We start from the raw sequence: 21,051 nt of genomic DNA on the forward strand, positions 1-21,051 counted from the left end.
CGAGAGGATTCACCATGACGGATCAGGTCGGACCGGGAACCATCACGACAACCACCACGGCGAAACCGTCCCGGCTGGTCGCGGCGATCGCGATCGTCGTCCTGCTGTCGTTCGGATCCTTCGTGGCCTTCATGGTGATCCACCGCGACGCCTCCGAGGTGTCCTGGACCCGGATGGCCTGGCTGTTCTCCTCGGTCGAAGCGATCGCGTTCGGCGCCGCCGGCGCGATCTTCGGCTCGTCCATCCAGCGCCAGCGCGCCGAGACCGCCGAACAACAGGCCCGCACCAGCGCCGACGAGGCGGCCCGCGGGCGAGCCCTGGCCGAAACCCTCAAGGCGGACGACCCCGCGACCGCGCCCTCGGACGGCCTGGAGTCGCTCGGCGCCGAGGAGGACCGCACCGCATCACGTCACGCGGCGATCGCCCGGAAACTCTTTCCCTGACCCGGTGAGACGACGCTCTGCCATCCCGTGGCTCCCGCGAACCTGTTCCAGGGCCTTCCCCTCCTCGCTCGAGATCCGACGTGGCCGCACAGGCGGCGTTCCGGTGAGAATTTCATGACCTGCACCGGATCGAAGTAGGAACTTATGCCGATTCGGTGGCCTGATCGGAACAGTAGGCTTCAGGTCAATTAAGTTTCATAAGAGTGTGCGTTGGCGCTCTCGGCGGGGGTTCATGCCGGTGCCCGGAGGAATGATATGAGGCGCATCGAGCCACGTGGTGTTCTGGCAGGTGATGCCGCGGAGGATGTGAAACGAATCATCTCGGAAATCGTCCTGCATGAGCAGGTGGACGAGTTGCACGTCAGCCTGGCCGACGTGACCGCCTTGGGCGATTCCGGCGTCGACGCGCTCCTGGCGGTTTACGTCCTGGCCATTGAACACGGCGTGCGTTATCGCGTCGTCGACGATGCCGAGCATCATCGCCGGGCGCTGCGCTGGCCGCTGCTGCTGGACGTCCTGGCCGACAGCGACGACGTGGGTACGCTCATCTTCGCCCTGGCAGTGCTGCGTCCCAGCGCCTTCGTGGGGAGTCCACGGTGATCACGAGCGACTGTCCCTCGTTGATCGTGGATCTCGACGGCCGGCCGGACGGAGTGGCGGTGATCTACGTCAAGGGGGAGCTGGGCAGCGAATCCGTGGCCGAGTTCCGCACCCGGATAGCGACCGTGCTGGCCGGTTCCGACGCCGATAAGATCTTTTTGGATCTGTCGGATGTGTCCTTCTGCGACTGCGCCGGGATGCGCGCCCTCGAAGCGCTGGAGTCGGACCATGCCAAGGTGGGCCCCGTGCGCATTGTCGCGGCCGGCGAAGCCGTCGACATCCTGGTGAGGATATTGGGCGGTGCGCCGCTTCTCGGATATGTTCCTGGGATGACCACCGGCGCGGATGGCTCCTTTACCGGGTGACTCATCAGGACGCGGGTGATCGGCCGGGTAGGAGGGTGGCTGGATGCCGGCACACCGCGAGTCGCTGGCACCTGAGCTGGCCCTGGAGCTGTCCGACCTCGCGGCGACGGTCCGCCACGGCGCCGGCAGCGCGCCGGCGGTCCTGGAGCTGCTGCACCGGGCCGGTTCCTTCGACGCGGGCTTCGTCAGCCTGTTCGACCCGCAGGATCGCCGGCAACTGCTGCTGCACAGCCACGGGCATTCGGCCCGGGTCCAGCAGTTCCTGGCGAGCCCGATGCTCATCGACGACTTCGAGCAGCTCTCGCTGCTGCGAGCCCACCAGCGACCGGTGCAGGTCAACGAGACCATCGCGGCGCGGGAGTCGGTCCGCGGCTGGTGGGAGTACATGCGCCCGGCCGGGTTCGGCCGATCGGTCGGACTCGCGCTGACCACCGCCGACGGCCGGCACCTCGGCAACATCGGCTTGCAGAGCGCCACCGAGCAACCGCCCGACGACGCCTACATCGAGCTCCTGCACCGGCTCACCCGCCTGATCGCCCGGGTCTTCGACCCGCTGCGCACCGTCTCGGCCATCTCCCAGCTCGTCACCGACGCGTACGCCGGGATGATCCTCACCCGCTCCGGCGAGGTCATCCCGCTGAGCGGCCTGCCCGACGATCTGCTGCTGGCGGCCGGGTCGCCGGTGCTGTCCACGGTGGCGGCCCGGCTGCACGACGGCCTGCAGATGCTCACGTTCCTCTGCCCGACGTCGCCGGGCGCGCCGACGCTGACCCGGGTCACCGCGCTGGCCTGCCCGCCACACCCGCTGGGCCGGCTGCGCAGCGTGGTCCTGCTGTCCCCACCGCCACCGCGGCATGGACTGACCATCCGGGAGTTGCAGGTGCTCGGCCTGCTCGTCGACGGCTACAGCAACAACGCCATCGCCGCCGCGCTGAACCTCGCGGCACGGACCGCCGTCGCGCACATCGAACACATCATGATCAAGATGGTGGCCTCCTCGCGCACGGTCGCGGCCGTGCGGGCGTTACGCCAAGGGCTCTACATTCCGGCCGATCTGGACCCCGCCGGACGACAAGCGGCTGCGCGGTGACCGGGGCGACGTCGCACCCCGAGATGCTGATCTTCGACTTGGCCGACATCGCGCATCGTCCGTGCTCGCTCGTCGCGCGGGCCGAGGCGCTGCTCACGACGATCCGGTCAGAGATCGCCCACGACGCGGCCTTCCTCAGCCTGTTCGAGCCGGAACGCTGCCTGCACAGCGCCCTGGCCCGCTACGGCTACTCCCGGCAGAGGGAACAGCATCTGGACAGTCCCGCCTTCGCCGACGAGCTCGCCGCACGCGGCCTGCGGGGACCCGCCCCGGCAGCGACGATCCTCGGGGCCGACCCCTCGGAGATCTACGTTCCGCTCCGCGCCGGCGGCGACTACCTGGGCCTTTTCGGCATGCGCACCACCGCACCCGAGCGGTGGCAGGAACACCTCACCGTCGTCGCCCCGATCATCGCGCGCGCCGTCGACCCACGACAGAAGCTCACCGCGATGGCCTCCCTGGTCGCCGACCCCATCGCCGCAACGGTCCTCACCCGCGCCGGATCCACCGAACCGCTGCCCGGGCTGCCGGGGCTCGCGTCGTTCGGCCCCGCCGCGCCGATCGTCGCCGAGGCGCGCGCCCTGCTGGCCGCCGGTGCCGGCCATGCGAGCTTCCTCGCCACCGGCGCGTCCGCCGAGTACGGCAAGGTGACCGTGTTGGCCACCGCCGGCCTGCCGCCCGGCCACCGCAGCGGGATCGTCCTGGTGTCGCACCCCGGCGACCTGCACGGCCTCACCCGTCCCGAGCTCACGGTGCTGGGTCTGCACCTGGCCGACTGGGACGACCGTCGCATCACCGAGCACCTCGGCTTGACCGGGGCCACCGCAGCCGGCCTGCTCGACTCCATCTGCCGCAAGCTGACCGCCCCGCACCGCGACGCCGCCACCGTCCAGGCCGCCGCGCACGGCCTCTACCTCCCCGCCGCACCGGCCTGACCCTGCGGCGGGAAGCCCGCTTCGTGGCGGCATTGACAACTTCGGTTGTCATGAGCCCTACATTGACAACCAAAGTTGTCGTCGCGTCGTCAACCGTGGTGGCGATCGGCCCGCCGGGCATCAATCCGGCGCAGCCTGTCAGCACTCCGGTCGAAGCTTCGCGACGGTGTTGCCCAACACGCAGCGCTTGTCGGGCAACACCCCGGCGACACAGGGTGTCCTGTCGGCCGGTGAGGTGGCGCTCTCGGGCAACTGTTGGCTTGCCCGGATCGTCGGTTGATCGGACACCGCGCTGAGTCGTGAGTACGCCCATGCGTGGCTGACAACGTTGGTTGTCACGGACGAACCGTCGATCGCCCCGCCGTCGTCCGCGCGCGCCTCGGCGGATCGGCGTGCCCGCACCTCAGAGGGCGCTGCCGGCACCGGCATATCACCGCGGGTGGCCGCGGTCTGGCGGGTCCAGGTGGAATCCCGGCTGCGGGTCGCGATCCAGGACGGTGAGCCGGCTTCATAGGGTTGCGGACCGAGCTGGCCGCCTCATCAGAACAAAGCCCGCGTTGAGGCCACGGCAACGGCCAACAGCAGCAGTCCGTTGGCCAACACCCGCACGTCGGAGACCGTCACGGCGCCGGCAGCGCCGGGGTGTTGGCGTGCTGTCGGGCCGATGTCGGCAGGTGTCCGGCGATGTCCCGCGTCCGAGCAGGGCCTTTTGTAGGTGTGGCATCAACCTGTGTCGCTCCGCTGGCTGGCGTTACCGCAGGAGCGTCGCTTCCTGAACTGCTCGGCGACCGACCGCACCCGCGATCTCACCGGCCCGGCCCGGGCCGGCTGGTGCGAACCGCTCCGGCGCCGCTGCGGTCCACGGCGATCGGTCCGGTCCTGGTCCTCGCCCGGCTACCGAAGGGTCAGACCAGCGGTGCGGACCCCCGGTGCCGCGACCGGTGAAAGGGAGCGCTGTCGAGCCGCCCTGGCTCCGCCCCGGACCTGACCCCGGCCCACACCCCGGCCCCACCCCCGCCTCGTACGGCCGGCCCTGGATCGTCCACAACTGCAGCTAGGAGTCACTATGTGCGCAGCGATGCCGCCCCGACAGCTTCCTGTAGGGGAAGCTCCCGAACGGGGGAGAAGCCTTTTGACGATCTCCCGACACTTGCAGGCGCGCGACTACACGATCGCGTGGCTGCTCGACGAGCACACCACCTTGACCACCGACCAGCTGACCGCGGTGCTGTTCGCGCACCGCACCACCTGCCGGCACCGGCTGCACGACCTGCGCGCCCTCGGCTTCATCGACCGGTTCGTACGCCACCGGCCCGGAGCCCCCAACCCCGCCTGCTGGGTCCCCGGGCCACTGTCCGCGCGCTACACCGCCCTGGCCCGCGGTGAGACCCCACCGAGCCCCAGCGCGCTGCGGGATCGGCAGGACCGCACGTACGCGAGCCCCTATCTCGACCACCTGCTCGGGGTCAACGATTTCTTCGTGAGTCTGTTGGCCCAGGGCCACCGGCAACCCGGGCCGGACCTGATCCGCTGGTGGTCCGAGCGAACCACGGCCGCCGCGTTCGGGCGGCGCATCCACCCGGACGGGCACGGCATCTGGCGCGACGGCACCACCGAGACCGGCTTCTTCCTCGAACTCGACCGCGGCACCGAATCCCTGACCCGGCTGGTCGACAAACTCGCCGCGTACCGGCGGCTGCGCGCCGACGGTGGCCCCGGCTACGCAGTGCTGTTCGCCCTGCCCAACCAGGCCCGCGAGCAACACCTGCACGCGAAACTCGCCGACCACCTGCTGGCGGGCCCACCGGTCGCCACCTGCGTGACCCTGCCGGGTGTGAGCCCGGCCGGTCCGGTGTGGTGGCTCGCCGCCGACGGACCACGGCGGCGCAGCCTCGCGGAGCTCACCACCGATGACGGCCCGGCCGGTCCGCTCAGCCCGGGCCCGGCGACGCCGGACCACCATCCGCTGGCGTGGATGACGGGCCTGCCGCCGCTGCCGTGACGTTCCGGGGCCGGCCGCCGGTGAGCAGGGCCGTGGGGTGAGGCGGCTCAGCTACTCACAGACCTCGCCGTCGCCGTCGCGGTCCTGGTACCAGTCGTACTCGGGATCGGAACCCTCCTGGTAGGGGCCGTAGCCGGCGGCGTTGGCCTTCGCGCAGGACGAGAACCTCGGATCAGTGCCGGCGTCCTCGTCAGGTTCGCTGTCCTGGTCCTCATCGTCCTGAAGAAGGGGGTTGTCGTCGCCGTTCAGCTCGCAACCTTTACCGTCGCCGTCCAGGTCGAACTTCTTCTGGAAGCCCGCCTGTCCCTTGCGGATCGGAGCCTTGCCGGCCGCCTCGACGTCGTCGCAGTCGGTGTAGGAGACCGGCTGGGGTTTCGGTGCCGGTGACTTCGATGTCGGCACGACGCTGCTGCGAACAGGAGCGGCTGACGCCGCCGAGGATGAGGCGGTGGTGGTGACCGGTTGCGCGATTGCCGGGGCTGCTCCGGGATCCGCGGCCTTCTTCGGCGTTTCCGGGTCCGGAGCGAATAGGGCAATCCCGCAGAAGAACAGCACCAGCGCGCCGATCACGCCAAGGCTGATCTTGTGCCATCGCTTCCATCGTGAGGGCGGCCTCGTGGAAACCGGCAGCACGGTTGTCGGATACGGCGGCGGAAAGCCGGTTGGCCCGAATGCCTGCGGGCCGTATTGAGGCTGCGACGGCGGAGTGATACCGGGCGGGGGCAGCGCGGAATGCGGGCCGTGCGGGTATTGGTCCGGGGCACCGGACTGCGCCCAGGGATCTTGAGGAGGCTGCGTCACGGGCGGAGTATGTCCGACTGTCCGGATCCGCGGTAAGTAGCCGATCGGGCACCCTCGAACAACGACTATTCGGCAGTCCAAAAGCGACGCAGCCGCCATCCGACTACCGGAGCAATCGCATCGTAGATCGGGGAGATGTCGCTATCCGGTCGGCGGATCAGTCCACCGCGCCGGTGTGTCTATCGTGCCCGGCTGGGTTTCTCCATCAAATTGGCTCCGGGCGTGCGTATTCGCGCATCGTCGCGAGGCGTACGTGCCAGTGTCGGTCCGCGAGCAGTGAGGGTCCCTGTCCGGGGCGGCCGGATCGGGTTCCCCTCGACTCGGCAGCCCTGGACGGGTGCTTGCAGCCGCACGTCGTGCAGCCGCTTCCTGAGGGCCGACTCCTGCTGGTCCAAGCACGGAGGCGACAAGGCAACAACAATGCGAGTTATGGAGTTCTGACGGGCACCGGCTTCATACAGGCGATCTTGGCGATGCCATCGAAGACGTGCTGACCACCCCCACCGGTGAGATCTGGGTCAGTTATTTCGACGAGGCGAAGGGCGGCAGTGGTCCGCAAACACACGGTCTTGCCCGTTTCCGCGACGATCGGCGACCAGTCTGGCTCTACCCGGGCAATACGGTGCCGCCAGTTCCGGAGATTTTTAACTCTTACGCGTTGAACGTGGCCGGTGAAACGGCCTGGACCTGTGCTTATACCTGGTATCGCGCTGACCTTCCATTGCTCAGCACGGAAGGTATTCGCCCGTAGCAACAACCAAAACCTGGTGAGCCGGGACGGTCAGAGCTCCTTCGCCAGGTTGCGGCCGGTCTCGTGGAAGCCGAGCTGCTCATACAAGGCGCGCGCGCCCGCGTTGTGCGCGAACACGTGCAGACCGATTCGGGTCAGGCCGTTGGCATGGCACCAACGTTCGGCGGCCAGCATGATGGCGCGGCCGTAACCCTGCCGGCGGACGTCCTGTTCCACGGCGACGTTGTAGACGAACGCGGTCTCGCGGGTGACCTTGACCCAGAGGAAACCGACGCGGCGCTCCCCGGCGTAGGCGTACCAGAAGTGGTGCCCGGGGGTGGCCTGCTCCGACGGCAGCAGCTGCGCGTAGGTGTCGGCGGCGGTGCTCGCCGCGGCCTCGGCGGACTGGCCCGACCCGACGAGACTGTCCGCGTAGTGGACTTCGGCCTCGGCGCGCCAGGGCTGGTACTGATCCTCGGTCATCGGCTCCAGCCGCACGTCTGCCATGACCGACAAACTACCGAGCCGCGCCCACCGCTGGCCCGGCGGTGCGACGATGACGACCATGACGGTCGACTACACGGTGCGACTGCGGTTCTCCGAGGACTCGCGGGCCGCGGCCACCCACACCAACCTCTCCGCGGTACGGCTCGACGGGCCGGTGCTGTGGATCGCCGGGGACGAGACCGCGACCGTCGAACGCCTCACCGCGGACAACCCGCAGCGGCCGGCCGAGTTCGGTGACGAGGCCCGGTTCCGGCTCGGTGACCTGGTCGACCTGCCCGGGGCGGACGCCGACGAGGAGGCCGACGTGGAGGGGCTGGCCCGCAGCGGGCACTTCCTCTGGGCGGTCGGGTCGCACAGTCTGCGCCGCAAGCAGATCCGCAGCCACCACGACGGGCCGAAGGCCCTCAAGCGGCTCGCGCGCACGGAAGGGCAGGACAACCGGCAGATCCTGGTACGGCTGCCGATCGCGGACGTCGACGGGGTGCCCACGCCCGTACCGGAAAAGGTAGTTGATGGGGTCCGGCACCAGGCCGCGGCCTTGAGCGGGAAGGACGACCTGCGCCGGCTGCTGCGCGACGACGAGCATCTGGCGCGGTTCCTGCCGATCCCCGGCAAGGACAACGGGCTGGACATCGAGGGCATCGCGGTGCGTGACGACCGGGTCTACCTGGGACTGCGCGGGCCGGTGCTGCGTGGGTGGGCGTTCGTGCTGGAGGTGCGCCCCTACGTGACCGAGGACGACCCGGCCCGGCTGCGGTTGCGGCCGTTCGAGGACGGGCGGCCGTACCGTAAGCATGTTCTTGATCTGAACGGCCTCGGCGTGCGGGACCTCTGTCCGGACGGTGACGATCTGCTCGTGCTGGCCGGGCCGACCATGGCGCTCGACGGACCGGTGCGGATCTACCGCTGGCACGGGGCGGCGCGCACCGAGATGCCGTCGATCGTGCGCGACAAGCTGATCAGCCGGGAGCTGGAGCTGACCTTCGGCGAGGGCGACGATCACGCCGAGGGGATGAGCATGCTCGGCGACGACCGGGTCCTGGTGGTCTACGACAGCCCGGCGGCCGCGCGGCTGACCGAGGACGGCACGGTGATCGCCGACGTGCTGCTGCTGCCGGGGCGGTGACCGTTAGCGGTCAGGGGTGTTTGTGCGGGTCGGGGCGGACCCGGTTGTGCTTGGCGACCCGCAGGCCGATCAGGGCGGCGGCGACGTATGCGCCCAGTTGCACGAAGTAGCCGCCGGGCAGCCAGCGCAGCGCACCGGCGTCCTGGTTGACCACGAGCCGGATCACACCCTGAGCGCCGAGCGCGAGCAGGATCAGACCGAAGACGAGCCACACGGCCTGGCGCATCGTCGCCTCCTCAGGCCGGTTCCGCCGTTGTGCCGAGCGTAGGCGGCGGAACGGAACCCGGCGGCCGGTTCGGCGGAAACCTAGACGTCGAGGCCGGCGGTGATGGTGGTGCCGGGCTCGGTGGTGATGTCCAGGTGGTCGGCGATCTGCCGCACGATCCACAGGCCGCGCCCGCCCGGTGACGACAGTGGCGCCGGCCGCCGACCGGCTTCCTGCGGCCGGGCGAGTCCCGGTCCGTCGTCGCTGACCTGCAAAAACACACTTTCTTCGGTACGCCAGAGCCGCAACCGGCCGGAGCCCCCGCCGTGCCGGAACGCGTTGGTGGCCAGCTCGGTGGCGATCAGCAGCAGCGTGCTGAGCCGCTCCTCGGGCAGCCCGAGCGCGACGGCGTGCGCGGCCACCGCGGAACGCACCGCGTAGAGACTGTGGCTGTCGAACTCCTGGAGCAGAGAGGTCTTCTGCGGCGATTCACTCTCGTCAGCGCCTCGCTCGGTTGTCATCGCGCGGCTTGTACCCGAAGTTGGCCCGCTTCATCCGCGCCGACCAGCCGCAACGTCTCGGTCACGCTCCCGCCACACGAGATGATCATGTGGCGGTCGGTGGGCAGGCTGAGCGCGGCCTTGGCGATCACGGTGGCCGCGGTGATGTCGATGAACCGGAGTTTGCCCAGGTTGACGTGGATGTCGTCGTCCAGGCGCAACGCTTCGGAGAGCGCCTGCTGCAGCGGTTCGAGGCGGGTGTAGTCCAGCTCGCCGGCGATCCGGATGCCCGGCGGGCGGTGCTGGCGGCAGATCCGCAGCAGCGCGTCGTCGTGGTAGGCGACCGCGGCGACCGTCTTGGCGTGCGCCTCGGCCGCGAACGCCAGCGTCACCGGGTCGAAGCCGTCCCGGTCGTACTGGCAGATCGCGGTCAACCGGCCGTCGGTGCTCAGATCCGCGGCCCGGGACTCGAACGCGAGCAGCTCCTGCACCGCGGCGACCGGCTGGGTGGCCCACCACATGTCCGCGGTGACCCGCAGGCCGTCGTAGCCCTGCTCGCGGGCCAGGGCGATCTCCGCGGTCAGCGTGTCGAGGGTGTCGGTGGCGCTGGTGCTGCCGTTGGCGAACCACAGCCGGCCACCCTCGGCGATCGCCAGCTGCCCAGTCGCGGTGGCCCGGGCGACGGCGAGACCCCGCCAGGAGAGTTCCTCGGTCAGCTTCTCCGGCGAGATCGAGTCGGTGAAGCAGAGCACCTTGTGACCCCGGTCCAGCCCGGCGGCCACGAAGTCGGCGATGAGGTCGAGACGCTCGTCGGGATCGGAGTACGTCAGGCAGACGTGGTCACCGTCCTCGATCGCATCCACTGTCACGGCATCGCTCAATGCACTCTCCCACCCTCGGCACGACCGCCACCAAGTTAGTGCATCGCCCAGAACACTGGCCACGACCTCGCCGACGATCGCCGCCGGACGTGCGGCGTCCGGCGGCGTTCGAGGAATTTCCGGTGGTCAGGCGTCCGCTTTTTTCAAGCGGTAGGCGGCGGCGACAAGAGCAGCTGTCACGTACGCGGTGAAGACCGCCAGCCCCGCCCACGGCCCGAGCGAGCCGTCCGAGGTGTGCAGCGCCATCACCGCGCTCCCCGCGTTGCTCGGCAGATACGGCGACACCGTCTCGGCGAGCGACCCGGGCAGCAGCATCATCAACCCGGGCAGGATCAGCAGGCCCCCGGCGAGCACCGCGATGCTCCCGGCGCTGGAGCGCAGCAGCACGCCGAGCGCGACACCGAGCACCGCCACCAGGCCCAGGTACAGCCCCGCCCCGACCAGCGCGCGCAGCACCCCGGCGTCGCCGACCCCGAGCGTGGCCACCCCGCTGTCCAGCAGCGGGCTGCCGATGGTGAAGGCGAGCACCGCGGCGACCGTCATCACGACGACGGTGGTGCCCCCGGCGATCAGTGCCTTGGACCACAGCACCGGGGTGCGGGCCGGCACGGCGGTCAGCGTGGCCCGGATCATCCCGGTGCTGTACTCGCCGGCCGACAGCAGCACGCCGAGGACCCCGACGGCGAGCGCCGCGAGGGTGGTGCCGGACAGCGCTAGGCTGACCGCGTCCGAACCCATCCCGGCGCGGCCGACCATCGCCGCGATCAGGCCGAAAGCGATCACCAGCACCGCGGAGACCCCGGTGGTGATCCAGGTGGAGCGCAGCGTGGCGAACTTGGTCCATTCCCCGGCGAGCACGCCGCGGGCGGTGAGCCGGTAAGCGGGCCGGTTCGGAACCGAAAACGTGGTCATCGTGCCAACTCCAGGTGGCTGACGTATTCGACGGATTCCCGGGTCAGGTCCATGAACGCCTCTTCCAGGGACACGGTCCGCGGGGTGAGTTCGAAGAGCGGGATGCCGTGCTCGGCCGCGACCACCCCGATCTGGCGTGGTTCGAGCCCGGCGACCAGCAGTTCCTCCTCGGCGACCCGGGTGATCGTGACGCCGGGGCCGGCCAGCAGCCCGCCGAGCAGGGTGGTCGCGGTCGTACCGACCGTGACCCCGCCGCCGGCGGCCTGCGCGACCAGGCTCTCCACGCTGGTGTCGGCGAGCAGCTTGCCGCGGCCGATCACCACGAGGTGATCGGCGATCAGCGAGGTCTCGCTCATCAGGTGCGAGGACAGCACCACGGTGCGGCCCTCGGCGGCCAGCCGGGCCAGCAGGTGCCGGACCCACAGCACGCCCTCGGGGTCGAGGCCGTTGACCGGTTCGTCGAGCATCACCACGCCGGGGTCGCCGAGCAGCGCGGCGGCGATGCCGAGCCGCTGGCCCATGCCGAGCGAGAAGTTGCCGACCCGCTTGCCGGCGACCTTGGTCAGCCCGGCCAGCTCGATCACCTCGTCGACCCGGCGCCGGGGGATGCCGTGCGTGCGGGCCAGGGCGAGCAGGTGGTTGCCGGCGGTCCGGCCCGGGTGCACGGCCTTGGCGTCCAGCAGCACGCCGATCTCCTGCAACGGCGCGGCGTGCTCGGCGTACCGGCGGCCGTTCACCAGGACCTCACCGGAGGTGGGCGTGTCCAGCCCGACGATCATCCGCATGGTGGTGGACTTGCCGGCGCCGTTCGGCCCGAGGAACCCGGTCACCTGACCGGGTTGCGCGGTGAACGTGAGCTGGTCGACCACGGTCTTCTCGCCGTAACGCTTGCTGACCTGCTTGACCTCGATCATCGGCGGTCCCTCCTGACGTGCCGGGTGGACCGGCTTCCGGAGTCCATCGTGCGGGTCCGGGCAGCCCGGCCGCCTCGTCCCAGCGTGGGCCGTCGTACTACTACAGCTGCGGTAATTCCGGCGGCCGCCTACTGCCGACCGCAACCGCAGCATGGTGCTGCGGGCCGCAGGACTGCGGTGGTGTCACGCCGGCTACCCGGACGAGCGGTAGGTCCCCTTCTGAGTGGACGGTGCGCGGGCGCGGTGGTGACTGCTGGTAACGTCATCCGATAGGTTCCCAAAGACCGTAAACCCTGCATATCGACCGTCAAGGAGTGCAGCAGTGCGGATCCTGCCCGAGATCTCCCGCACCTTCGGTGAGTACCTGCTCCTGCCCAACCTCACCGATGAAGGCTGCACGCCGGACAAGGTCGACCTGTCCGCGCCGCTGGTCCGGCATCCGGTCGGGGAGCGCTCGCCGATCCGGATCGCCACCCCGCTGACCAGTGCGATCATGGGCGCGGTCTCGTCGCCGCAGCTGGCGATAGCGCTCGCGCAGGTCGGCGGGATCTCGTTCATCCACCAGAACCAGCCGGTCGCCGAGCAGGCCGCGATGGTCGCCGCGGTCAAGAAGCACAAGGCCGGGTTCCGGTACAACGACGTCAACATCAAGCCGTCGGCGACGCTCGAGGAGGCCGACCGGCTGCTGCGCGAGCACGACCGGGCCGTGGTGATCGTCACCGACGACGGCAGCCCGTCCGGTGCGTTCCTCGGGCTGATCACCGCGCAGGACTTCAACTTCCACCGCCACCAGGCCGGCGACACCGTCGAGTCGCGGATGCGCCCGGTCGCCGAGCTGGCCACCGGCACCCCGGGGATGTCGCTGACCACGGCGAACTCGCTGCTGTGGGACTCCCGCCAGGACGTGCTGCCGCTGGTCGGCGACGACGGCCGGGTCACCGCGCTGGTCCAGCGCCGCGACTACGAGCTGCACCAGCAGTTCAGCAACGAGTCCGTCGACGACGCCAAGCAGTTCCGGGTCGGCGCGGGCGTCAACACCCACGACTACCGGGAGCGGATCCCGGCGCTGGTCGAGGCGGGCGCCGACATCCTGTGCCTGGACTCCTCGGACGGCTACTCGGTCTGGCAGAAGGACGTCATCGAGTACGTCCGCAAGGAGTACGGCGACGCGGTCCGGATCGGCGCCGGCAACGTCGTCGACGCGCGGGGCTTCCGCTACCTGGCCGACGCCGGCGCGGACTTCGTCAAGGTCGGCATCGGCGGTGGCTCGATCTGCATCACCCGCGACCAGAAGGGCATCGGCCGCGGCCAGGCCTCCGCGCTCACCGAGATCGTCACCGAGCGCGACCGCTACGCCGAGCAGACCGGGATGTACGTGCCGCTCTGCTCGGACGGCGGGATCATCCACGACTCGCACATGGCGATCGCGTTCGCGTTCGGCGCGGATTTCCTGATGCTCGGGCGGTACTTCGCCCGGTTCAGCGAGAGCCCGGCGCCGCAGGTGAAGCTCGGCGGCCAGATCGTGAAGGAGTACTGGGGCGAGGGCAGCGCGCGGGCCCGCAACGCGGCGCGCTACGGCCAGGGCAAGGAGCTGGCCTTCGAGGAGGGCGTCGACGGGTACGTGCCGTACGCGGGCAGCCTCTACGACAACGTCAAGGTCACCCTCGCCAAGATCCGCTCCACGATGATCAGCTGTGGGTCGGTCAGCCTGCGCCAGTTCCACGAGTCGGCGACGCTGATCCAGGTGTCCCAGCAGACGTTCGTCCAGAACTCCGAAGAGGTCGACCGCAACGATCGCCCCACCGTGGTCTGAGGTCCCACTCGTATCGGTAGTGAACAATGTCCCGGTGAGACGATCAGTCGGCGCGCGGCTGCGACGCGCCTACCGGGACGGGGCGCCGCTCGATCTCCCCGGCGCCGTGATCAGTGCCGACCTGCTGGCCGCGCTGCTGCTGGGTGGACCCGGGAGCGCGGCCGGCCGGGTCGCCCGGCTCGACCTGGCCGGCGTGCGGATCACCGGCATGCTGGACCTGACCGGCGCGCGGATCGCGACGCCGCTGCGCCTGCGGCGCTGCGTCTTCGACGAGACCCTGCTGCTCGAGCACGCCGAGCTGGTCCAGATGACTCTGGACGGCAGCGTCCTGCCGGGCATCCAGGCCGAGGGGCTCCGGGTGAGCGGCGATGTAGGGGTACGCGACGCCGGCATCGCCGGTGACATCGGGATGCTGGCGGCCCACGTCGCAGGCAGCGTCGAGCTCGACCGCAGCACGGTCGGCGGGACGGTGTTCCTGCAGCGTGCCGACGTGGGCGGGCACGTTCGCCTGCGCGGGGCGCACGTCGCGCACGGGGTGAAACTGTTCGGCGCCCGGATCGGCGGCAACCTCGACCTGGCCGACGCGCGGATCGGCCGGGCGCGGGACAACGCCGCCGCGGTGGCCGGCCCGTCCGAGGTCGGCGGCAGCATCTTCGCGCGGGACGTGCACGCCGACGGCGAGCTGCACCTGATCGGCGTGCAGGTCGGCGGGAGCATCGCGGTGCAGGGCGGCACGCTGCGCTGCCCGGACGGGTACGCGGTGCTGCTGATCGAGGCGCAGGCCCGGCTGCTCACGTTGCGGCCGGGCCCGGACTCGGCCGGGCAGATCAGCCTGCGGGATGCCCGCTTCGGCCGGATCATCGACGACCCGGTCGGCTGGCCCCGGGACTGCCGGATCGAGTTGGACGGGCTCGGCTACGAGCGGCTGACCCGCCGTTCCGACGACGTCGCCACCTGGACGGCGTCGCAGCGGCTCGACTGGATGGCCCGGTTCGGGACCGGGTTCGCTCCCGGTCCGTACGATCAACTGGCCGCGGCCTTGCGCCGCGACGGCCGTGAGCAGGACGCCCGCCAGGTGCTGGTGGTCCGGGAACGGTTGCGGCACCGGGCGATGGGCCGCCTCGGCGCGCTCTGGGGCGCGATCCAGGACGCCACGATCGGATTCGGATACCGGCCCGGGCGGGCGCTGCTCTGGCTGCTGATGGTGGTGGCGGCGAGCACCGCCTGGTTCGCCTGGTCCGGGCCGCTGCGCGCGGTCAAGGCCGGCGAGGCGCCGACCTGGGATCCGCTGCTCTACAGCCTCGACGTGCTGGTGCCGCTGGTCAGTTTCGGTCATGACCAGGCATGGGACCCGGTCGGCGCGGACAAGGCGGTCACCGTGGCGGTGATGGTGGCCGGGTAGGTGCTGGCGACCACGGTGATCGCCGGAGTGGGCCGGTCGCTGCGCCGCTGACCCCGCCGCCCGCCGGTCGGCGCCGCCGTCTCACCGCCGCCCTACCTGCCGCGATCTTGGAGCTTGCGCCGGTATTTCGACCAGAACTCGCCAAGATCGCGGCGAGTGGGGTGACAGCAACCTCTTGAAGATCACCTCGTTCTCCGGAGTAAGGCCGTGGAATGAGGTGAGCACACTGACAAAGCACAGGATCGCCCTGGTACTGGTGGTGGTGCTGGCCATCGCCGGGGGAGTGGCACTGGGCCTGCGGATCAGTTCCGGTCATGGCACGGCGCCGCAGTGGCGGGCCGGGGACCCCACCGCGACACCGGTGCCGCAGCCGAGCCCCGCGGTGGCGTCGTACACGTTCGACACCACCGCCCGGGACACCGCGGTCTCCGACACGTCCGGGCTGGGACACGCGCTGCAGCCGCGCTCGCGGTTCGGCGGCATCCTGCGCCCGGTGCCGCACGGATCCGGTCAGGCGGCACAGTTCCCCGGCGCCTGCGCCCAGGCGGAGTGCCCGCGCGTGGTGCTGCAGACCCCCAGCACCCCGGAGCTGAACCCCGGACCGCGATCGATCAGCTTCGGCGCCACGGTGATGCTGGCCGCCGGGCAGACCAGCGACGGGCAGAACGTGCTGCAGAAGGGCTACTCGGTCGCCGGTGGCCAGTACAAGCTGCAGATCGACAAGCGTCCCGGCCATCCCAGCTGCGTGATGACCAGCGAGGACTCCGGCGACATCCAGCTGGCGAAGAGCGACGTCACGGTCGCCGACGGCACGTGGCACACCGTCGAGTGCCGGCGGTCCGGCACCGCGCTGACGATCCTGGTGGACGGCGCCGACCACGGCGCCACCACGATCCCGGCCGACCTGACCGTGGACAACGGCGCGCCGCTGGTGCTCGGCGGCAAGGGCCTCAGCTCCAACAGCGACCCGTTCCAGGGCGCCCTCGACGACGTCTGGATCCGCATCAGCCGGTGAGCCGGTTCGCCGGCTGGTCGTGCGGGGTGTCTCGAGGTCGCGGAGACACCTCTGAGGGCCAGCCGGTGAGCGGGACCACGTTTGCGTGGCGGCCGGAACCGGGAAGTTCCCTGGCAGCAGGTCATCCCTCGCCAAGGAGCGCAGTCGTGGAAGTCACCGGAATCATCACCGCCATCATCGTCGGTCTCATCATCGGCGCGCTCGGCCGCCTGGTCGTGCCCGGCAAGCAGAACATTCCGATCTGGCTCACCCTGGTCATCGGCGTCGTCGCCGCGATCATCGGCACGTTCCTGGCCGCCGCGATCGACGTCGCCGACACCGGCGGCGTCGACTGGATCGAGCTGGCCCTGCAGGTCGGCCTGGCCGCGGTCGGCGTGGCCCTGGTCGCCGGCACGCGTGGCCGCCGCTGACCGCACTGACCTCCCCGGCGACGGCGCCTCCGCTTCGGCGGAGGCGCCGTCGTTGTCGTCGGGTCGTCGCCGATTTCTCATCCGCGGAGAAGGAGGCGGGACCGCGTCCGCCCCATCAGCATCACAGGTGGCCAGCTTCACAACTTGCGGTCGGTGGCTACCGAACGTGCCTACGGTTGATGTCGTTGCCGAAATCCCTTCGGTTTCATCCCTGAACCAGGAGCCAAGATTGCACGCGGAAATCGTCAACGCACTCGACATCCATCTCGCCGAGGTGCAGATTCTGCGTCGCCAGCTCACCGAGGCCCGTGCGATCGAGCCGGGTGAACGCCTCGACGTCGTCCTGCAGATCGCCGCGAGCGCGGAACGCCTCAGCCACACCGTCTACGCCAACGGCGCGACACCGGTCGCCGCGTCGCGCTGACGACGGCGTACTACGCTCGGACCGGTGGGGACCAGGCAGGAGATCGGCGCACTGCCGCCCGAGGCTGATCTGGCCCGGGCCGACTCGCTGGCCCGGGCCATCTTCTCGGACGTGGCCAACAAGTGGTCGCTGCTGATCATCGAGTTCCTCGGGCTGCGGACGATGCGCTTCAACGAGCTGCGGCGCGAGGTCGGCGACATCAGCCACAAGGTGCTCACCCAGAACCTGCGCACGTTGGAGCGCAACGGCCTGGTCGACCGGACCGTGCACCCCACCGTCCCGCCCAGCGTCGAGTATTCGCTCACCGAGGCGGGCGTCGCGCTGCGCGAGGTGGTCGACGGCATGTGCGGCTGGACCCAGACCTACCTCAAGCAGATCGAGGCCTCCCGAGCCCGCTTCGGCGACGCCTAATCCAGCACGGCCACGGCCTCGACCTCGACCAGGTGTTCGGGGACGTCCAGGGCCACGATGCCGAACAGCGAGGCCGGGGCGGCGATCGTGACGCCCAGCCGGGCCGAGGCGCGGGCGATGCCGTCGAGCAACTCCGGCATGAGCGCGGGTTTCCAGTCGACGACGTGGGCGGTCAGCTTCACCACGTCGGCGAAGGTGGCGCCGGCGGCCGCCAGAGCAGTGCCGACGTTCAGGTACGCCTGTTCGACCTGAGTGGCGAAGTCACCGCCGTCCCACGCGACCTGCCCGGCGACGTGGATCAGCCGCGAACCGGTGGCCACCGAGACCTGGCGATAGATCGGGATCTCCGGCAGGCCGGGCACGTCGAGCAACGTAACAGTCATGCAGACGACCGTACGGTGATCGGCCCTGACCTCGGAAGAACGCACTTTTCCCATCTCAGGGCACCTTTGGGTAACCGCCCTGCCTCTAGGCTCCCGTGTGGATGTTCGAGGACGGGGGGCGGAGATGAGTGCCGAGGATCGGATCGAACGAGTGAGGACGGCCTACGACCGGGCGGTGCACGACGGCGACGACAGCGGGCTGGCCGACGCCGAGCGGGGCCTGGACGCGCTGGAGGCCGACACCGCGCTGGCCCGCGGACGGATCCTGCACGCGCGGTTCCTGACGGCTCGTGAGGGCGACGGCCCGTCCCCGGCCGAAGACCCGGCTGAACTGCCGCTGTTCCAGCGCGCGGCCGAGCTGTACCGATCTCTGGGCGACGTGCGCGGCGAGGCGGAGGCGCTGTTCTGGATCGGCTGCCTGCATCAGGTCATCCGGCGGGACAACACGAGCGCGGTTCCGGAGCTCGAACGGTCCGGCCGGCTGGCGGCGCAGGTCGGCGACCAGGCGATCCAGGCCGAGGCGCTGCGGCATCTGGGCATCGCCGCGCACATGGCCGGGCGCCTGGACGAAGCGCGTGACCGGCTGGAGGAATCCTCGCGGCTTCGCCGGGAGTGCGGGCTGTTGCCGGGCGTGGCCGCCAACATGGTCGGTCTGGCCTACATCGCCACGGCCCAGGGCCGCCACACGGACGCGACCGCGATCCTCGAGGAGGCGCACGCGATCGCACAGGCGCACGGCGCGCACGCCATCGTGCGGCAGGTCGAGCAGGCGAGAAAGGCGACCGTCCCGGAGTAGCGCCGCCCGGCGCGACAGATTCAGTATCACCACCGCGGCGCGACGCCATCACCGAACCTGCTACCTCGCGTGCCTGGTGCCGCCACCGACGGCACCAGGCTGCTGGTCAGGCGGGGAGGTCGAACTCGCCGTCCTTGACGCCGCCGATGAAGGCTGCCCATTCGGCGTGGGTGTAGGTGTGCGGTGTCTTGGTGCGGTCCTTGGTGTCGCGCACGGCGACGCCCTCGTCGGTGATCGCGACCTCGACACAGTTGCCGTTGCCGCCGCTACGAGTGCTCTTGGTCCAGCGCGCGTTGGTGAGGTCCACCGCGGGCTCCTTTCCTATGCGGCCGTGACCGCTTCTTCGATCATGTGCAGCGTTGCCTGTGGACTGAGTGCCTGCGCGACAAGCCGCTGGAAGTTGTCGCGGTAGCGGGCGACTTCCTCGGCAGCTTCCACGAACAGGCCGCCAGAGAAGTTTTCCAGGTAGACGACAGGAACGTAAGGAGCATCGAATTCCAGTAACAGGAAGCTCCCGATCATCCCGCCGTGGGCGCCGGCGCTGAACGGGATGATCTGGATCGTGATGGTGTTGCCGGCTTTACCCAACTCGGCCAGGTGAGCGAGTTGCCCGCGCATCACGTCCTCGCCTCCGACGGTACGCCGGATGACCGCCTCGTCGAGGATGGCCCAGTAGCGGACCGCATTGGACCTGTTCAAGGCGTCTCGCCGGTGCATCCGGGCCTCGACCCGAGCCGAGATCCCCGCATCGTCCATCTCGGGTAGCTGGCTGCGAATCACCGCGTGGGCGTATTCCTCGGTCTGCAGCAGCCCGGGAACGAACAAGCCTTCGAAAGTGCCCAGGGAGACGGCCTCCGCCTCGAGGGCGATCAAGGCCTGGTAGTTCTCCGGGAGGCTCTCCTCGATGGGCTGGAGGTCGCTTGACCGGGTGGAGTGCTGCCACAGGTCGAGCAGCTCGACCCGCTTCTCCGGGGTCGCGCCGTAGTAGTCCAACAGCGTGATCAAGGTGCGCCGCTGTGGCCGGGTGCGGCCCTTCTCCATCTTGAGCAGCGCGCCCTCGGAGATCCCGGTGTCCTCGACGACCTTCTCGCGCGTGATCCGGCCGCGGAGAGTTAGCAGCTCGGCAGCCAGGCGACGCTGCTTCACCGTCAATGGCCTGCTCGGCATGCGTTCCGATCCCATCCGTCAGTCCCCTTCGCTCAGTCTGCCGTCCTCACATGTCAGGTGTGCTGCGGGGTAAGCCTAACGGGGGTGGTAAGAGTGCCAGTAGCACTAGTAGAGTGCGTGAAGTGCTACTGACACAACTGCTAGTGATCCTTTAAGGCTAGTGGCGCGGGACGGCGACCCGGGCTGACCGTGCGTACAGATGCGGGGTTCTTGAATGGTTTAGAGGGTGGGTTGTGATTACGCAAAGTGAGCTGATTGCGGCGTTGAGCGCGCTCGGGGTTGATGCCGAGGTGCAGATCAACCTGGACGGCATCCCGCTGGACATCGACGGACTCGGCCTCGACGAGCGGCGTGGCGTCATCTTCCTGCGGCCGCATCCGGAGGATGTGCCCGACGCGCTGCGGCGGTTCGTCGCCGCGGTGACCTCCGCGCCGGGTGCCCGCGGTCCCGACGAGTCGTGATGGACAGCACCGTGCTGCGGCTGGTGGGCGCCAGGGAGATCGCGACGCGCCTCGGGCGCTCCCGGCAACGGATCCAGCAGTTGGCCGAGCAGGAAGACTTTCCCGAGCCGTTCCAGGAGCTGGCCATGGGCCGCGTCTGGTGGGAGCACGACATCGAGGACTGGATCCACCGAGGGCGCGACGGCGATCCGGCCGGAGATGTCTGCGGCGAGGACGCCATCCGGGAGCTGGCCGAGCGGATCGCGGACCACTTGGCCGAACGTGATCAGATCCTCGTGGACGGCGACCTGGTCGGGGCGCTCGTCGAAGTCCTGCGTCCGGCCTTGAGGTCACTACGATGCCGGCGTGACTGACGATCTGTCTCCGTTCCACGCCTTCACGCGGGAGGACGGGCAGCAGGAATTGGTGCTCTTCGACGGCGACATGGAGGATGTCGAAGACGTCTTCGATGAACTCGATGCGGAGAGCAACGGACACGGCTGGGAGAGCTTCGCCCAGTGGCTGATCCGGGCCGAGATGCCCGGCTTCACGGACACGATCTGGTTCAGCTCCGAAGGCGGCACCTTCGTGGCCGGAAGCTCCGACCCCGCGGCGCTGCGCCGACTTGCTGAGCGTCTGCACGCCGCATTCCACGATCGCGCTCTGTTGTCCCGACTCCTCACCGAAGCCGATCTTGACTGACCATCGGACCACCGCTGGACCTCGGCGAACCCCACGGGTACCAGGGCTTCTGCACCGCCTATCCGAGCGAGGGAGTT

At 69.8% G+C, this 21,051-nt stretch carries 28 protein-coding genes; 18 read left to right on the forward strand and 10 right to left on the reverse strand.

Annotated elements, in window-relative coordinates; translation table 11 throughout:
• Positions 1-14: 14 nt before the first annotated feature.
• From ADL15_RS27900 to ADL15_RS27925, 6 genes are all read left to right on the forward strand, one after another.
• The gene (locus ADL15_RS27900; RefSeq protein WP_067697379.1) at positions 15-443 is read left to right on the forward strand and encodes a hypothetical protein; all 429 of its coding nucleotides are present in this window, start codon (positions 15-17) and stop codon (positions 441-443) included.
• 255 nt (positions 444-698) lie between these two features.
• On the forward strand, positions 699-1,043 hold the full coding sequence (locus ADL15_RS27905; protein WP_157441646.1) for a hypothetical protein: 345 nt from the start codon (positions 699-701) through the stop codon (positions 1,041-1,043).
• Positions 1,040-1,408, forward strand: a complete 369-nt coding sequence (locus tag ADL15_RS27910; RefSeq protein WP_067697382.1) for an STAS domain-containing protein — start codon at positions 1,040-1,042, stop codon at positions 1,406-1,408. Before ADL15_RS27905 ends, ADL15_RS27910 begins: the two co-directional genes overlap by 4 nt.
• Positions 1,409-1,451: 43 nt before the next feature.
• On the forward strand, positions 1,452-2,498 hold the full coding sequence (locus ADL15_RS27915; protein ID WP_067697383.1) for a LuxR C-terminal-related transcriptional regulator: 1,047 nt from the start codon (positions 1,452-1,454) through the stop codon (positions 2,496-2,498).
• Positions 2,495-3,433, forward strand: a complete 939-nt coding sequence (locus ADL15_RS27920) for a hypothetical protein (protein WP_067697385.1) — start codon at positions 2,495-2,497, stop codon at positions 3,431-3,433. The genes ADL15_RS27915 and ADL15_RS27920 overlap by 4 nt, the downstream gene beginning before the upstream one ends.
• A 1,132-nt stretch (positions 3,434-4,565) precedes the next feature.
• Entirely contained in the window at positions 4,566-5,435 is an 870-nt protein-coding gene (locus tag ADL15_RS27925) for a replication-relaxation family protein (RefSeq protein WP_198171045.1), read from the forward strand.
• A 51-nt stretch (positions 5,436-5,486) separates the two neighbouring features.
• Here ADL15_RS27925 and ADL15_RS51800 read toward each other — a convergent pair whose 3' ends face one another.
• Entirely contained in the window at positions 5,487-6,236 is a 750-nt protein-coding gene (locus ADL15_RS51800; protein WP_198171046.1) for an excalibur calcium-binding domain-containing protein, read from the reverse strand.
• A 487-nt stretch (positions 6,237-6,723) separates the two neighbouring features.
• Here ADL15_RS51800 and ADL15_RS53290 point away from each other — a divergent pair, with 487 nt between their 5' ends.
• On the forward strand, positions 6,724-6,987 hold the full coding sequence (locus ADL15_RS53290; RefSeq protein WP_157441647.1) for a hypothetical protein: 264 nt from the start codon (positions 6,724-6,726) through the stop codon (positions 6,985-6,987).
• Positions 6,988-7,017: 30 nt separating this feature from the next.
• Here ADL15_RS53290 and ADL15_RS27935 read toward each other — a convergent pair whose 3' ends face one another.
• Positions 7,018-7,473, reverse strand: a complete 456-nt coding sequence (locus ADL15_RS27935; protein ID WP_198171047.1) for a GNAT family N-acetyltransferase — start codon at positions 7,471-7,473, stop codon at positions 7,018-7,020.
• 49 nt (positions 7,474-7,522) lie between these two features.
• Between ADL15_RS27935 and ADL15_RS27940 the strand changes: the two genes are divergently transcribed.
• On the forward strand, positions 7,523-8,599 hold the full coding sequence (locus ADL15_RS27940; protein ID WP_232344378.1) for a DUF3616 domain-containing protein: 1,077 nt from the start codon (positions 7,523-7,525) through the stop codon (positions 8,597-8,599).
• Between the two features lie 10 nt (positions 8,600-8,609).
• Here ADL15_RS27940 and ADL15_RS27945 read toward each other — a convergent pair whose 3' ends face one another.
• The 5 genes from ADL15_RS27945 to ADL15_RS27965 all read right to left on the reverse strand — a co-directional run bounded on the left by ADL15_RS27945 (position 8,610) and on the right by ADL15_RS27965 (position 12,011).
• Complete coding sequence (locus ADL15_RS27945) at positions 8,610-8,825, reverse strand: hypothetical protein (protein ID WP_067697395.1); 216 nt, start codon at positions 8,823-8,825, stop codon at positions 8,610-8,612.
• A gap of 80 nt (positions 8,826-8,905) precedes the next feature.
• Positions 8,906-9,325, reverse strand: a complete 420-nt coding sequence (locus tag ADL15_RS27950; RefSeq protein WP_067697397.1) for an ATP-binding protein — start codon at positions 9,323-9,325, stop codon at positions 8,906-8,908.
• Positions 9,322-10,173 carry an MEDS domain-containing protein gene (locus tag ADL15_RS27955; RefSeq protein WP_198171048.1) on the reverse strand — a complete coding sequence of 284 codons (852 nt, stop codon included), beginning with the start codon at positions 10,171-10,173 and terminating at the stop codon, positions 9,322-9,324. Before ADL15_RS27955 ends, ADL15_RS27950 begins: the two co-directional genes overlap by 4 nt.
• A gap of 138 nt (positions 10,174-10,311) precedes the next feature.
• A complete protein-coding gene (locus ADL15_RS27960; RefSeq protein ID WP_067697401.1) occupies positions 10,312-11,097 on the reverse strand; it encodes an ABC transporter permease in 786 nt (261 codons plus the stop codon).
• Positions 11,094-12,011: an ABC transporter ATP-binding protein gene (locus tag ADL15_RS27965; protein ID WP_067697403.1), complete on the reverse strand. Its 918-nt coding sequence runs from the start codon at positions 12,009-12,011 to the stop codon at positions 11,094-11,096. The genes ADL15_RS27960 and ADL15_RS27965 overlap by 4 nt, the downstream gene beginning before the upstream one ends.
• Before the next feature lie 322 nt (positions 12,012-12,333).
• On the opposite strand from ADL15_RS27965, the gene ADL15_RS27970 reads away from it, so the two are divergent.
• From ADL15_RS27970 to ADL15_RS27995, 6 genes are all read left to right on the forward strand, one after another.
• Positions 12,334-13,824 (forward strand): IMP dehydrogenase, encoded by a 1,491-nt coding sequence (locus tag ADL15_RS27970; protein ID WP_067697404.1) that lies wholly within the window; start codon positions 12,334-12,336, stop codon positions 13,822-13,824.
• A gap of 34 nt (positions 13,825-13,858) precedes the next feature.
• A complete protein-coding gene (locus ADL15_RS27975) occupies positions 13,859-15,226 on the forward strand; it encodes a hypothetical protein (RefSeq protein ID WP_157441649.1) in 1,368 nt (455 codons plus the stop codon).
• Between the two features lie 217 nt (positions 15,227-15,443).
• Positions 15,444-16,241: a LamG-like jellyroll fold domain-containing protein gene (locus ADL15_RS27980; protein WP_232344379.1), complete on the forward strand. Its 798-nt coding sequence runs from the start codon at positions 15,444-15,446 to the stop codon at positions 16,239-16,241.
• A gap of 146 nt (positions 16,242-16,387) precedes the next feature.
• Entirely contained in the window at positions 16,388-16,651 is a 264-nt protein-coding gene (locus ADL15_RS27985; protein ID WP_067697408.1) for a GlsB/YeaQ/YmgE family stress response membrane protein, read from the forward strand.
• Between the two features lie 229 nt (positions 16,652-16,880).
• Complete coding sequence (locus ADL15_RS27990; protein WP_067697410.1) at positions 16,881-17,075, forward strand: hypothetical protein; 195 nt, start codon at positions 16,881-16,883, stop codon at positions 17,073-17,075.
• Positions 17,076-17,099: 24 nt separating this feature from the next.
• Positions 17,100-17,486: a winged helix-turn-helix transcriptional regulator gene (locus ADL15_RS27995; protein ID WP_067697412.1), complete on the forward strand. Its 387-nt coding sequence runs from the start codon at positions 17,100-17,102 to the stop codon at positions 17,484-17,486.
• On the opposite strand, the gene ADL15_RS28000 is transcribed toward ADL15_RS27995, so the two are convergent.
• On the reverse strand, positions 17,483-17,869 hold the full coding sequence (locus ADL15_RS28000; protein ID WP_067697414.1) for a RidA family protein: 387 nt from the start codon (positions 17,867-17,869) through the stop codon (positions 17,483-17,485). The two genes, ADL15_RS27995 and ADL15_RS28000, sit on opposite strands and share 4 nt — an antisense overlap.
• A gap of 124 nt (positions 17,870-17,993) precedes the next feature.
• On the opposite strand from ADL15_RS28000, the gene ADL15_RS28005 reads away from it, so the two are divergent.
• Complete coding sequence (locus ADL15_RS28005) at positions 17,994-18,665, forward strand: tetratricopeptide repeat protein (RefSeq protein WP_067697416.1); 672 nt, start codon at positions 17,994-17,996, stop codon at positions 18,663-18,665.
• Between the two features lie 106 nt (positions 18,666-18,771).
• Here the strand turns inward: ADL15_RS28005 and ADL15_RS28010 are convergent, their stop codons facing one another.
• Together ADL15_RS28010 and ADL15_RS28015 are read right to left on the reverse strand one after the other, a co-directional pair.
• Positions 18,772-18,972, reverse strand: coding sequence for a DUF397 domain-containing protein (locus tag ADL15_RS28010; protein WP_067697418.1), 201 nt, complete (start codon positions 18,970-18,972; stop codon positions 18,772-18,774).
• A 14-nt stretch (positions 18,973-18,986) separates the two neighbouring features.
• Positions 18,987-19,847 carry a helix-turn-helix domain-containing protein gene (locus tag ADL15_RS28015; RefSeq protein ID WP_067697419.1) on the reverse strand — a complete coding sequence of 287 codons (861 nt, stop codon included), beginning with the start codon at positions 19,845-19,847 and terminating at the stop codon, positions 18,987-18,989.
• Between the two features lie 218 nt (positions 19,848-20,065).
• On the opposite strand from ADL15_RS28015, the gene ADL15_RS53295 reads away from it, so the two are divergent.
• The 3 genes from ADL15_RS53295 to ADL15_RS28025 are packed head-to-tail and all read left to right on the forward strand — an operon-like array spanning position 20,066 to position 20,974.
• The gene (locus ADL15_RS53295; protein ID WP_157441650.1) at positions 20,066-20,293 is read left to right on the forward strand and encodes a hypothetical protein; all 228 of its coding nucleotides are present in this window, start codon (positions 20,066-20,068) and stop codon (positions 20,291-20,293) included.
• Positions 20,293-20,646, forward strand: a complete 354-nt coding sequence (locus ADL15_RS56875) for a helix-turn-helix transcriptional regulator (protein WP_067697422.1) — start codon at positions 20,293-20,295, stop codon at positions 20,644-20,646. Before ADL15_RS53295 ends, ADL15_RS56875 begins: the two co-directional genes overlap by 1 nt.
• Positions 20,639-20,974 carry an Imm51 family immunity protein gene (locus ADL15_RS28025; RefSeq protein ID WP_067697424.1) on the forward strand — a complete coding sequence of 112 codons (336 nt, stop codon included), beginning with the start codon at positions 20,639-20,641 and terminating at the stop codon, positions 20,972-20,974. The genes ADL15_RS56875 and ADL15_RS28025 overlap by 8 nt, the downstream gene beginning before the upstream one ends.
• Positions 20,975-21,051: the final 77 nt, after the last annotated feature.

The organism is Actinoplanes awajinensis subsp. mycoplanecinus (genome assembly GCF_001509495.1).
GTDB classification, from domain to species: Bacteria; Actinomycetota; Actinomycetes; order Mycobacteriales; family Micromonosporaceae; genus Actinoplanes; species Actinoplanes palleronii.